Below are 13,522 nucleotides of genomic sequence, written 5' to 3'. Positions count from 1 at the left end.
ATTAATGTATCAGTGAAGGGATAGCCAGACGGAAGACGGAGATTGGAACCTGAAATGCCTTACCCTGATGGTCAATCATATGGTAGTGGCCTTCCATTGTGCCGAGGGGCGTTTCTATGACGGCACCACTGGTATATTGGAACTCGCCACCGGGCTGGATAATCGGCTGTTCGCCGACTACGCCTTCCCCCTGAACCTCAGTCTGCCGGCCATTACCGTTGGTGATCAGCCAATAACGCCCTAAAAGCTGGACTTCATGACGCCCCAGATTGCGAACCGTAATTGTATAAGCAAACACGAAACGTTCTTCATCAGGCTCCGATTGTGATTCCACGTAGAAGCTCTGAACTTGTACACAAACACGGGGCGCATTAATCATGATGAACTCCAGTTATTCCTGTTTTGCCGGATGCTCGCTTAACCAGTTCGCCAATCGGCAATATTGCTCAACGGTCACATTCTCTGCGCGGCTGGTAACATTGATACCCAGTTCGGTGAGCGTTTCTGGGGTGAACAGGTTACCGAGACTGTTACGTAGCGTTTTGCGGCGCTGATTAAATGCTTCCGTTGTGATGCGGCTCAGCACGCGAATATCACTAACCGGATAAGGGGTCACGGCATGAGGCACGAGTCGCACTACAGCGGAATCGACTTTAGGCGCAGGCGTGAATGCCTCCGGTGGCACTTCAAGCACCGGAATCACCTGACAATAATACTGTGCCATAACGCTCAGGCGTCCAAACGCTTTACTATTTGGCCCTGCCACTAAGCGGTTAACCACTTCTTTCTGCAACATAAAGTGCATGTCGCGGATAGATTGAGTATAGGTGAATAGATGGAACATCAGCGGTGTAGAAATATTATACGGCAGGTTGCCAAAAACACGCAGAGGCTGCCCAGCCTGTTCAGCCAGCGCGGCGAAATCGATCGTCATGGCGTCTTGCTGAATAATTGTCAGCTTATCTTTCAGCGTCGGGTGCCTTTCCAACCGTGCCGCCAGATCCCTGTCCAGCTCAATCACGGTAAAACGATCCATTCTGTCGCCGACCGGGGCCGTCAACGCGCCAAGCCCCGGACCGATTTCTACCACGGCCTGACCTGGCTGAGGATGAATCGCCGAAACGATGCTATCGATCACGAAATGATCGTTTAAAAAGTTTTGCCCAAAACGTTTACGGGCGAAGTGACCTTGGTGTACGCGATTATTCATTACTATTCTTTATCATTTTAATGGCAAGATTTAATGCCGTGATGAAGCTACCAGGCTCAGCGTTACCGGTTGCGGCCAGCTCTAGCGCTGTACCGTGATCGACCGATGTGCGGATAAACGGTAGCCCCAGTGTGATATTAACAGCGCGCCCGAAGCCCTGATATTTCAGAACCGGGAGCCCTTGATCGTGATACATCGCCAAAATGGCATCGGCGTGTTGCAGATACTTTGGTTGGAAAAGCGTATCGGCAGGCAGCGGCCCAACCAGCGTGATGCCTTGTTGCCGTAGCTCGTCCAGTGCAGGATTAATGACATCCAGCTCTTCACGGCCCATATGACCGCCTTCACCCGCATGAGGATTCAGTCCGCAGACATAAATCTGCGGTTGAGAGATACCGAATTTTGTCTGCAAATCATGATGTAAGATCGTGATGACTTCATGCAGACTCTGGCGAGTAATGGCCGCAGAAACGGCAGCGAGCGGTAAGTGTGTGGTCGCTAAGGCGACGCGCAACGCTTCCGTCGCCAGCATCATGACGACGCGCTCACAGTGGCTGCGATCGGCGAAAAATTCAGTGTGCCCGCTGAAGGGGACACCGGCATCGTTGATAATGCCTTTATGCACCGGGCCGGTAATCAGCGCCGCGAATTCACCGTTCAGACAACCATCACACGCGCGGGCTAACGTCTCAACGACATAAGCACTGTTGGCAACATTCAGTTGCCCTGCAATGACGGTTGCTGGTGCGGCAATCGGCAGGACGGTGAGGCTACCTGCCTGCTGTGGCTGTGCGGGCTGGCCGGGTTGATAGTCACGCAGCGTCAGCGGCATAGACAACTGTAATGCGCGAGTTAATAACAGCTCGGGATCGGCACAGCAAACGAGCTCTACAGGCCAAGCCTGCTGTGCCAGAGCAATAACCAGATCGGGGCCAATCCCAGCGGGTTCGCCGGGGGTGATCACAACGCGTGGCGTATTGCTCTCAGTCTGCATTAGTTAGTGGCACCATTAATCACTTTGACATAGGCCGCTGCACGCTGTTCCTGCATCCAGGTTTGTGCTTCTTCAGCGAATTTACGATTAAAGATCATACGGTATGCCTGCTCTTTTTGCGCCGCGTCTGTTTTATCAACCTGACGGGTGTCCAGTAATTGAATCAGGTGCCAGCCAAAAGAGGAATGAATCGGCTGACTGATTTCGCCTTTCTTCAGTTTCAGCAACGCATCGCGGAAGGCTGGATCGTACATATCTGGAGAAGCCCAGCCAAGGTCGCCGCCTTGATTTGCCGATCCTGGGTCCTGAGAAAGCAGTTTGGCCTGAGCAGCAAAATCTGTGCTGCCGTTTTTGATCTGTTGCGCAACGTCGGCCAGCTTGGCTTGCGCCTGGCTGTCCGTCATCACGACGGAAGGTTTGATCAAAATATGGCGAGCATGGGTTTCGGTTACCGACACGCTTTTGTTACCACCGCGGATGTCGTTCACCTTCAGAATGTGGAAGCCGACACCAGAACGGATCGGACCGACGACTTGGCCTTTCTGCGCCTGTGTTAAGCGTTCAGCAAACAGCGTTGGGATCTCCTGCAACTTGCCCCAGCCCATTTGACCGCCTTTCAGCGCCTGAGAATCAGATGAATAGGTGATGGCCAGCTTACCGAAATCCGCCCCTTCACTGATTTGCTTCACCAGCGATGTGGCCAGATTTTCCGCTTCATCAACCTGCTGCTGAGTCGGGTTTTCCGGTAATGGAATCAGGATGTGGCTCAGATTCAGCTCATCATTCTCGCCGGTCTGGTTAGCAATCTGCTTCGCCAGCGTATCGACTTCCTGTGGCAGGACGGTAACGCGACGGCGAACTTCGTTGTTACGCACTTCCGAAATCAGCATCTCTTTACGAATCTGGTTGCGGTAGGTGTTGTAGTTCAGACCTTCATAAGCCAACTGACTCTTTAACTGATCCAGAGACATCCGGTTCTGAGCGGCAATATTAGTGATGGCCTGATCCAACTGCTCATCCGTCACCTGAATACCCATTTTTTGCGCCATTTGCAGGATGATGTTATCCATGATCAGGCGGTCGGTTATCTGATGACGTAACGTGGCATCATCGGGTAACTGTTGCCCGGCCTGCTGGGCGTTCAGTTTGACCGATTGCAAAAGACTGTTTACATCACTTTCCAGTACGACGCTGTTATCGACGACTGCTGCGACTTTATCAACCACCTGTGGTGCTGCGAACGCGGTAGAGGCACTCAGTGCCAATCCGAGAATAAGCGTTCTCCAGTTCTTCATACCTTTCCCATTATTTCATCCGCAAGGCGGGTTAAAAGTTCCAACGTTTCAGTGAGACAGCCTGTTTGCTACTCACACTCTGGATGACATCAGAATGCGCGCTGGTAAGGCAAAATGCCTGAGCGCAGCATTTTGTCGGAACCCAGACTGTAATTACTGCTTAAACCACGTAACTCGATATTAAATGACACTTTGTTGTCGTATACGCTACTGCGGCTGGCGCTATTCCAGTCGGTAATTTTACGTTCATAACCGACGCTCACAGCCCAGCAGCAGGTGTTGTACTGTAAGCCAATTAGCTGGTTTGCCGGCTGATTGGCTTTGGTGTCGTAATAATAAGCGCCCACGACAGCCCAACGTTCGACGATCGGCCAGCTCGCGGTAACACCAACCTGTGAGATACCTTGCTGGAAGCCAGGGTTCGTGACATTAGGGATCATGTCGCGAATATATTCAGGGCTGGCGTAACGGTAGTTTAACTGCACCAGACGTTCTGCATCACGACGGTATTCTAACACGGCGTCGCCCAGAGCGACTTCGTTCAGACGATTGTCATACTGTAGACCACCGCGAACACCCCAGCTGTCATCGATTTTCAGGAAGGAGTCACCTGCCCACACCTGGCTGCCGTTGTTATCACTTTTATCGAGTGACGTGTTGCGGTCACCGGTGCGTGGACGATCGAAGTAATAGATTTGACCAATAGAAGCGTTAAAACGTTCAACCAGCGCATCATCATAAATACGCGTGGTGATACCGGTCACAAGCTGATTCGCGGAGGCGATACGATCCAGACCGCTGTAGCTGCGATCGCGGAACAGGCCGGAATAGTCGGTCTGCATGAGTGTGGAGTCATAGCTGTGGATGCTGCTCTGATCGCGGTAAGGCACGTACAGATATTGCGCGCGAGGTTCCAGCGTTTGGGTATAAGCCTGCGACCAGTCCATTTCGCGTTCAAAGACCATCTTGCCGTCGACTTTATATTGCGGCATGACTCGGTTCACCGAATCTTTCAGTGCATCTTTTGTACTTTGGTCAATATTTGGCGTCGAGGAAGCACGGTAACGATCCAGATTATCCTGCTGGTAGTGCGTCGCTAACAGCTTAGCTTCGGTATTCAGGCTGGCCCAGCGGTTTGCCAGCGGGAGATTTAGCGTTGGCTCAACGTGCAGACGCGTTGCTTCTGGCCTGTTATCGTTGACGTTGGTAAATTTTACCGCCTGACCGTAAAGGTGCATATCAACCGGGCCGATATCATTCTGGTAGTAATTGATATCAAGCTGTGGTTCTGCGCGGTAGACATCGCGACTGGTCGCATTGGAAAAAACCTGGAACTGTTTGGTAGACAGCGTGGTGTTCCAATTTTGGTTCGCATAACCTGCACTGAGTTTTTGGGTAACGTAGCCGTCAGTGGTTGAACCGTAATGCGAGTCTAGATCGGTAAAGTAGCGATCGTCGCTGACTTTTGTATAGTCTGCGTTAAAACGCCATACCTGATCCATCACGCCGCTGTGACCCCAGTGGAGCAGCCAGCGGGTATCATTATCGTCCTGCGGTGAGGTTTTGGCGTATTCACGATCGCTAGGTAGCCAGTCGAACTGAATAACGCCAAGGCCCGGTGTGGTTAGATAGCGGAATTCGTTCTGCCACTGCATGCCGCGTTTGGTTTGCAAATGCGGTGTGATCGTGGCGTCGAAATTAGGGGCGATATTCCAGTAATAGGGCGTCAGTAGTTCAAAGCCATTGCTACTACCATATTTCGCATTGGGGATCAGGAAGCCAGAGCGTCGTTTATCGCCGATAGGAAGTTGTAAATACGGGCTGTAGAACACAGGCACGCCGCCGATCTTGAAACGTGCGTTCCAGATTTCAGCAACCTGCTCTTCTCTGTCTTGAATCACTTCCGAACCGACGACACTCCAGCTATTATCTCCCGGCAGGCAGGATGTGAAAGAGCCGTTTTCCAGAATGGTGTAGCGATTGCTGTCACGCATTTTCATTTTGTCGGCGGAACCACGCCCTTGACGGCCTACCATCTGATAGTCGCCTTCATAGACGTCGGTATCTTTGGTGTTCAAGTTGGCCCAGGCTTTAGGGCCTTTTAGGATGACTTGATTGTCGTCGTAGTGGACATTCCCCGTCGCGGTAATGGTGCGCGTAGGTGTGCTGCCCTGCGTTGCCGGGTCCAGTTGGTTCAGCTCCACCTGCTCGGCAGTCATGACGCTGTTACCCTGCTGGATGTTAACATTGCCGATGAATTTTGCATTGTCGGGATAATTGGCTTCGGTTTTGTCGGCCTGAATATTAACCGGCAGCTGATTAGGATCGCCTGTTACCAGCGGCCTGTTGTACGTGGGTACGCCCAGCATGCACTGTTCAGCGAGATCGGCCAGCGCGTGCTGGCTGTAAAGCGCGGACCAAACCAGAGTGGCCAGCAGAGTTGGGAAACTTTTTTTCATACGTGTTATCAGGTGTTCCGTCATCAGGGGCATCATGTCGGCAAACGGTCAGAGACTATATCACTCGTTGGCGTTGCGCCAGTGTTAAATCCCCACCGCTATATACGCACCGCCGTTAGGTGCAAAGATAAATGACAGGTATGATAAAGCAATTTTTAGCTGACGGCATGAGGATTTGAGGAGTATATGCGGTATTGGGGAAAGTTGCTGGGGTTGGCGCTGGGAATTGTTTCAAGCGCTGGCATCTGGGGAATGATCATGGGCTTACTGATGGGGCACTGGATTGACAGAGCCCGGGCATCGCGTCGCCGTGATTATTTCTCCGCCCAGTCTACCCGTCAGTCATTGTTCTTTCTCACCACCTTTCAGGCCATGGGGCATCTGACCAAATCTAAAGGTCGGGTGACGGAAGCTGACATCAAGATCGCGACCAAAATGATGGATCGCCTTGAGCTGTTTGGTGAGGCCAGAGCGGCTGCCCAGCGAGCTTTCCGCGAGGGAAAGGCCGGTCATTTCCCGCTGCGAATAAAACTGCGCAAGCTGCGCGATGCCTGTCTGGGACGTTTTGATTTAATTAAGATGTTTCTGGAAATTCAGCTTCAGGTCGCGTTTGTCGATGGGGTTCTGCACCCAAATGAGCGTCGCGTGCTGTACGTGATTGCTGATGAACTGGGGGTGACGCGTGAACAGTTTGAGTTCTTTTTGCGGAATATGGAAAGCGCCACAGGGCAGCAGTCTCGGCAAAATCAGTCACGACAGAATGGTAAATCACATCAGCGGCGCAACAGCAGTTATTCCAACTCCAACGGGCATTCTTATGGTGGTCAACGCCCGCCTTCGGCACCGCGCGGGCCAACGGTTGAAAGTGCCTGTCGTACATTGGGGGTGCGCAGTAGCGATGATGCCGCTACGATTAAACGTGCCTACCGTAAACTCATGAGTGAACATCATCCCGACAAGCTGGTCGCGAAGAAGCTTTCACCAAGGATGATGGAGATGGCCAAGCGTAAAGCGCAGGATATTCAGGCTGCCTATGAACTGTTGAAAAGTGCGAATCAGGCAAAATAATCCGTATTCTTCCCTTTTTTAATGTCTTCTCTGTCTCACCGCTCTACCACACCCGATTTAACAATACCGTCAGCACATTTGGCTCAAAAATCTGCTTCGCAACGAAAGTGCATCGGAGTATTGAACGCGGGGTGTGTGATAGCCAACTCTTGTGCGTGCAGTAAAAGGCGTGGAGCCATCGCTTTAGCATCGGGATGTGCATAAAAGCCATCGCCGAGGATAGGGTGACCCAGTGCGAGCAGATGGACGCGCAGTTGATGAGAACGGCCGGTAATCGGCATCAGCTTGACGCGTGTTGTACCATCATCGTCACGCGAGAGTACCTGATACTCTGTCTGCGCTGATTTTCCTGTTTCAAAGCAGACTTTCTGTTTCGGGCGGTTCGGCCAGTCACAGATCAGAGGCAGATCTATGACGCCTTCATCCTGTGCCATATGACCCCAGACGCGGGCAAGGTAGGATTTCTTGGGTTCACGTTCGCGAAATTGGCGCTTTAATTCGCGCTCTGCGTCTTTTGTGAGCGCAACGGCAATCACTCCGCTGGTTGCCATATCCAGACGATGAACGGATTCTGCCGTCGGGTAGTCAGCCTGAATGCGGTTCATGACGCTATCTTTGTGTTCTGGCGCACGGCCGGGAACCGACAGCAGGCCGCTGGGTTTATTCACCACCATAATGTGCTGATCCTGATACAGAATATGCAACCAGGGATCGGTAGGCGGATTATAGGGTTCCATCGGAGCACCTTTCAGGCAACGTATAATGTGTGATATTAGGGAGAACACGGGGATGAGGTTCCCGCAGGGAGACCTCGCCTCGTGGTAGGCCCGTGTATCTCGATTTTACAAACAACATGTTGTTATGGCAGCGGTAACGCGTTGTGCCTATACCGCTGCAAGCGACATTTACTGATGCGTTACTACGACCAGACGGATCGCATCCAGACGCCAGTTGGCCTCGTGCAGGTTGCTCAACACCTGTTCACGCTGATTTTCCAGTGCAGTCAGCTCATCTTCACGAATGTTAGGGTTGACGGCTTTCAGCGCTTCCAGACGTTCCAGCTCACGGCGCAGTTGCAGGTCAGCCTGCTGTTGCGCTTCAGTGATAAGCTGGCGCGCCTGCGTTTCCACCAACGCTTCCGCCTGCTGTAGCATCGCATGAACATCGGATTGCACCGCATTCACCAGTTTGCTGGAGGTATGACGGTTTACTGCATTGAGCTGGCGGTTGAAGCTCTCAAATTCAACCTGTGCCGCCAAATTCGTACCTTTACGATCCATCAGCAGGCGAACCGGTGTTGGCGGCAGGAAGCGGGTCAGTTGCAGGTGTTTTGGTGCCTGTGCTTCGACAACGTAAACCAGCTCTGCCAGCAGTGTACCGACCGGCAGCGCTTTATTTTTCAGCAGCGACACCGCGCAGCTTCCGGTATCGCCGGACAGCACCAGATCGAGCCCGTTGCGGATAAGTGGGTGTTCCCAACTGATAAACTGCGCATCTTCGCGAGAGAGCGCCTGATCGCGATCGAAGGTGATCGTACAGCCGTCCTGCGGCAACCCTGGGAAATCCGGCACCAGCATATGATCGGATGGCGTCAGAATGATCAGGTTATCGCTGCGATCTTCCTGATTGATGCCAACAATATCAAACAGGTTCAGGGCGAATGTCACCAGATTGACGTCATTATCCTGTTCAGCAATGGCCTGCGCCAATAGCTGAGCCTGCTCGCCACCGTTAGAATGCATTTCCAGCAGGCGATCGCGACCCTGTTCAAGCTGCTGCTTCAGGCTGTCGTGCTGCTGACGGCAGGTATGGATAAATTCATCTAATCCCTGCTGTTCACCGACGGTCGTCAGTCGTTCAATCAGCTGCGTATGGTGGGCATCATAGATAGTACGGCCTGTTGGACAGGTGTGCTCAAATGCATCTAACCCTTCGTGATACCAGCGTACCAGCATGGCCTGTGCGGTATTTTCCAGATAGGGCACCAGAACCTGAATCTCTTTTGCCTGTCCGATTCGGTCCAGACGACCAATACGCTGTTCCAGCAGGTCGGGGTTGAACGGCAGATCGAACATCACTAAATGGCTGGCAAACTGGAAGTTACGGCCTTCAGAGCCAATCTCTGAGCAGATCAGCACCTGTGCGCCTTCTTCTTCGGAAGCAAAATAGGCGGCGGCGCGGTCACGTTCCAGAATAGACAATCCCTCATGGAAGACGGCGGCGCGAATCGCCTCACGCGTGCGTAGCACTTGCTCCAACTGTAGCGCTGTGGCGGCCTGTGCACAGATCACCAGCACCTTTTCATCGCGGTTAGCAGTCAGGTAGTTCAGCAACCATTCCACACGTGGGTCGAAGTTCCACCAGGTGGCGTCGTCCCCTTCGAGCTGTTGATAAATTTGTTCTGGATACAGCATGTCGCGGGCGCGGGTTTCCAACGGCTTATTCGCGTTCATAATGCCGGAAACTTTAATGGCTGTTTGGTACTGTGCCGGCAGCGGCAGACGAATTTGATGCAGAATACGCTGCGGAAAACCTTTAACTCCCTGACGCGTATTGCGGAACAACACACGGCTGGTGCCGTGGCGATCCATCAGCATAGTGATCAGTTCCTGACGCGCCTTTTGATTATCATCGCTGTCGCTGTTGATGGCTTTTAGTAACGGCTCGATGTCCTGTTCACCCAGCAGATCGCTTAGCGCATTCAGTTCAGTCGTTTGGGCTTTTTCGCCTGCTAATAGTAGTGTGACGGCATCGGCAACCGGACGGTACTGCTGCTGTTCGGCAACGAATTCTTGATAGTCGTGGAAACGGTTGGGATCGAGCAGGCGTAAACGCGCAAAGTGGCTTTGCTGGCCAAGCTGTTCCGGCGTTGCGGTTAATAGCAGAACGGCAGGGGTGGCGCGTGCCAGCGTTTCAATAGCCTGATATTCCGCGCTGGGGCTTTCTTCGCTCCAGACCAGATGGTGGGCTTCATCCACTACCAGCAGATCCCAGTCGGCGTTAACTAACTGTGCAAAACGCTGGGCGTTGCGCTGAACAAATCCCAGTGAGCAGATCACCAACTGTTCGGTTTCAAACGGATTGCTGCTGTCCAGCTTGGCTTCGGCATAGCGCTCATCGTCAAACAGTGAGAACAGCAGATTAAAGCGGCGCAGCATTTCGACCAGCCACTGATGTTGCAGAGTTTCCGGTACGATAATTAACACGCGGCTGGCACGACCCGCCAACAACTGCTGGTGGATAATCATACCGGCTTCAATCGTTTTCCCCAGACCGACTTCGTCCGCCAGCAAAACGCGTGGCGCATGGCGTTGGCCGACTTCATGAGCGATGTGAAGCTGATGGGGGATGAGGCTGGCACGCATGCCGCGCAAACCGCCCCATTGTTGCAGCGCCTGCTCGTTCTGGTGCTTGCGGGCGCGATAGCGCAGCGCAAAGCGATCCATACGATCTATCTGTCCGGCGAACAGGCGATCTTGTGGTTTGTTGAACGTGAGCTTGCTGTCCAGAAAGACTTCACGCAGTTCTGCCTGTGTTTCATCGTCCAGGCGTTGGCCGCAATACACCAGTAACCCTTTTTCTTCCCGCACGTCATCAACCTTAAGCTGCCAACCTTCATGGCTGGTAACGGTATCGCCGGGATTGAACATCACGCGGGTGATGGGGGCGTCGCTGCGGGAATAAAGTCGGTTTTCACCGCTGGCAGGGAAAAGCAGCGTTATCATACGCGTATCGACGGCAACAACCGTTCCCAGTCCAAGTTCGCTTTCTGTATCGCTGATCCAGCGCTGACCAAGTGTAAAAGGCATAAATTCTTAGCTCGATGTCGTTTGTGTCGGGGGAATGTCTGATTACATTATCGGTTGCGGATAATGCTGCTGATGCAAATTCAGAAAGGGCGTTATGGTAATGGATGACGGCGCGTTCGTCACCTCTCAAACTTGCTGTGCTGTGAATTAACCGTTTCTATTTAAAATAATCCCATCTGACCTGTTACCAGTGTAGCAAAGTCGTCATGAAGGAAAGGAAGAATGGCGTCCGCGACGGGCTGAAGCTGGCGTTCTACATAATGCTGATAATCTAACGGTGAATGTCGGGTTTCCAGCGGTTCAGGGCCATTGACGGTCATCACATAACTGATCCAGCCACCGTTTTGGTATTGCAGCGGCCGCCCTTGCTGGCGGTTATAATCATCGGCGACTTTCGCGGCTCTGGCGTGTGGCGGCACGTTGCGCTGGTAATCGTCCAGCTTGCGACGCAGCCGTTTACGGTAGATCAGCAGATCGTCAAAATCCCCGTTCAGAGTACGGTCAACATAATCCCGCAGCCAGTCCTGATAAGGTTGTTGCTGAAAAATCAACAGATAAAGCTGTTGCTGAAACTGCTGTGCCAGCGGCGTCCAATCGGTACGCACGGTTTCCAGCCCTTTGAACACCATCTTTTCGCCTTGTGGCGTGTCGATCATTCCGGCGTAGCGTTTTTTACTACCTTGTTCTGCGCCGCGTATCGTTGGCATCAGGAAACGGCGAAAATGGGTTTCGAACTCCAGCTCTAGCGCGCTGGTTAACTGCTGAGTGTCTTGCAGGTGCTGTGTCCACCACTGATTAACGTGCTGTACCAGCGTTTTACCAATTTTTGCGGCTTCCTCTTCACTGTGCGCATGCTTAAGCCAGACGAACGTGGAGTCGGTATCGCCATAAATCACCTGATAGCCTTGCTCTTCGATCAGTTCGCGCGTTTTACGCATAATTTCATGACCGCGCAGAGTGATAGAGGAGGCGAGACGCGGGTCAAAGAAGCGGCAGCCAGTCGCACCTAGCACGCCGTAAAAGGCATTCATGATAATCTTCAATGCCTGTGATAGCGGCTTATTATTGGTGCGTTTCGCCGCTTCACGTCCTTGCCAGATGTGTTCAACAATGGCTGGCAAGCAGTGTTGGTCACGTGAGAACCATGCCCCGCGAAAGCCGGAGACGGCATGCTGAGCGTCTGGATTCTGTGTTCCCACCGCCAGCCCGACGGGGTCGATCAGAAAGGTGCGGATAATCGAAGGATAGAGGCTCTTGTAATCCAGCACGAGCACCGAGTCATACAGGCCGGGACGTGAATCCATCACAAACCCACCGGGGCTGGCTTCCAGTGCGACCTCGCCCAGATTGGGCGCGACGTAACCCATGCGATGCATGCGCGGTAGATAAAGGTGGGAAAATGCCGCGACGGAACCACCGCTGCGGTCTGCCGCCAGCCCGGTGACGCTGGCGCGTTCCAGTAAAAAGGGCAGGAGTTCGGTTTTTTCAAAAATACGCGTGACGAGTTCGCAGTCCTGTAGGTTATAGCGAGCGAGTGCGGGCTTATCTTCGGCAAAGCGACGGTCAATTTCATCCATCCTCTGATAGGGCGTGTCGATGGCTTTACCTTCCCCCAGCAGCGACTGCGCGACAAACTCCAGACTGAACGAGGCAAAATTCCACGTCGCGGATTTGAGCGCTTCAATGCCGTCAATAATCAGACGGCCGGTGGCGCTGGCAAAGAAATGCCCCTGTTTAAAGCCGTGCTCTCGCCATTCCAACGCCTGCCCATTACGCCCCAGCTTGAGAGGAATGTTGTAGCGCTCAGCATGTTTCTGCAAAACACGTAGGTCAAACTGCACCAGATTCCAGCCGATGATGGCATCAGGATCGTGTTGCTGCATCCAGGTATTCAGCTTTTCCAACAGTAGCGGGCGGCTGGCAACGTACTCAAGATTAAAATCATCGCGTTCGGCAGGTGTGCCGTTTGGCGGGCCGAGCATGTAAACCTGGCGCTGCCCGCAGCCTTCGAGCCCGATGCAGTAAAGCTCACCGTGGCGGTTGGTTTCGATATCCAGCGACACTAGCCTGAGCGTCGGACGGTAATCGGGATTCGGCTTCATGCGGGCTTGTGTTAGCAGGTTATCTGACATGGGGGTACCGCTCAGCCACACGGGGGCGGTGATAAAGCGTTCCATCAGAAAACGTTCCGTCGGGCGAATATCCGCTTCGTAGACCTGAACGCCACCTTCACGCAGTAACTTTTCCAGCCGCAGCAACTGACGGTATTGCGGGCAATACAGCCCCAATAGCGGTTGATGGTGGAAATCTTGCATAGCGAGCGGCTTTAACTGCCAGCGTTTTTCCTGCTGTAACAGTATTCTTGCGCGGGCTTCCTGCTGTGCGGGAATAAAGGCAACGGCCTCTTGTGGCGGCAGCCGTGCAAGCAGTGGACCTTCATCGGTGGCCAGCCAAAATTCAACCTGCGTGCCTGCTGGCGTATCGTTCCAGTGGCGGGTCAGTAGAAACCCCTGACGAACCTGAGTCACTAAGCGGCCTTTTATAGCAAGCGAGATAAGGAAGGATGGTAGAGATAAGTATGGTTATTTATACAGGTAATGTCCAGCGACATCACCTGTATACCCGTCATACTTCAAGCTGCTTGTGCGTTGGCAATACTCGGCTCATCACTGAGCCTCGCCCTGAAG

Annotated in this window: 9 protein-coding genes; 1 reads left to right on the top strand and 8 read right to left on the bottom strand. The window is 53.0% G+C overall.

All coding sequences use genetic code 11. The features are described from left to right. Position 1: 1 nt before the first annotated feature. The 5 genes from apaG to lptD form a co-directional block, all read right to left on the bottom strand. A complete protein-coding gene (apaG, locus tag E2566_RS18235) occupies positions 2–379 on the bottom strand; it encodes a Co2+/Mg2+ efflux protein ApaG (RefSeq protein ID WP_107169186.1) in 378 nt (125 codons plus the stop codon). A 12-nt stretch (positions 380–391) separates the two neighbouring features. Then, positions 392–1,210: a 16S rRNA (adenine(1518)-N(6)/adenine(1519)-N(6))-dimethyltransferase RsmA gene (rsmA, locus tag E2566_RS18230; protein WP_107169185.1), complete on the bottom strand. Its 819-nt coding sequence runs from the start codon at positions 1,208–1,210 to the stop codon at positions 392–394. Beyond that, positions 1,203–2,204, bottom strand: a complete 1,002-nt coding sequence (gene pdxA / locus E2566_RS18225) for a 4-hydroxythreonine-4-phosphate dehydrogenase PdxA (RefSeq protein ID WP_107169184.1) — start codon at positions 2,202–2,204, stop codon at positions 1,203–1,205. The genes rsmA and pdxA overlap by 8 nt, the downstream gene beginning before the upstream one ends. Further along, the gene (gene surA / locus E2566_RS18220; RefSeq protein WP_107169183.1) at positions 2,204–3,499 is read right to left on the bottom strand and encodes a peptidylprolyl isomerase SurA; all 1,296 of its coding nucleotides are present in this window, start codon (positions 3,497–3,499) and stop codon (positions 2,204–2,206) included. The genes pdxA and surA overlap by 1 nt, the downstream gene beginning before the upstream one ends. Positions 3,500–3,588: 89 nt before the next feature. Next, positions 3,589–5,958 carry an LPS assembly protein LptD gene (gene lptD / locus E2566_RS18215; RefSeq protein ID WP_107169246.1) on the bottom strand — a complete coding sequence of 790 codons (2,370 nt, stop codon included), beginning with the start codon at positions 5,956–5,958 and terminating at the stop codon, positions 3,589–3,591. Between the two features lie 186 nt (positions 5,959–6,144). Here lptD and djlA point away from each other — a divergent pair, with 186 nt between their 5' ends. Next, positions 6,145–7,026, top strand: a complete 882-nt coding sequence (gene djlA, locus E2566_RS18210; protein WP_107169182.1) for a co-chaperone DjlA — start codon at positions 6,145–6,147, stop codon at positions 7,024–7,026. A gap of 83 nt (positions 7,027–7,109) precedes the next feature. Here djlA and rluA read toward each other — a convergent pair whose 3' ends face one another. From rluA to E2566_RS18195, 3 genes are all read right to left on the bottom strand, one after another. Continuing rightward, positions 7,110–7,763 (bottom strand): bifunctional tRNA pseudouridine(32) synthase/23S rRNA pseudouridine(746) synthase RluA, encoded by a 654-nt coding sequence (gene rluA, locus E2566_RS18205; protein ID WP_107169181.1) that lies wholly within the window; start codon positions 7,761–7,763, stop codon positions 7,110–7,112. A 168-nt stretch (positions 7,764–7,931) separates the two neighbouring features. Then, positions 7,932–10,835 carry an RNA polymerase-associated protein RapA gene (gene rapA / locus E2566_RS18200; RefSeq protein ID WP_107169180.1) on the bottom strand — a complete coding sequence of 968 codons (2,904 nt, stop codon included), beginning with the start codon at positions 10,833–10,835 and terminating at the stop codon, positions 7,932–7,934. Positions 10,836–10,996: 161 nt separating this feature from the next. Next, entirely contained in the window at positions 10,997–13,363 is a 2,367-nt protein-coding gene (locus E2566_RS18195; RefSeq protein WP_107169179.1) for a DNA polymerase II, read from the bottom strand. Positions 13,364–13,522: the final 159 nt, after the last annotated feature.

This window comes from Pectobacterium punjabense, from assembly GCF_012427845.1.
GTDB lineage: Bacteria > Pseudomonadota > Gammaproteobacteria > Enterobacterales > Enterobacteriaceae > Pectobacterium > Pectobacterium punjabense.
This window is presented reverse-complemented; position numbering and strand designations above follow the sequence as displayed.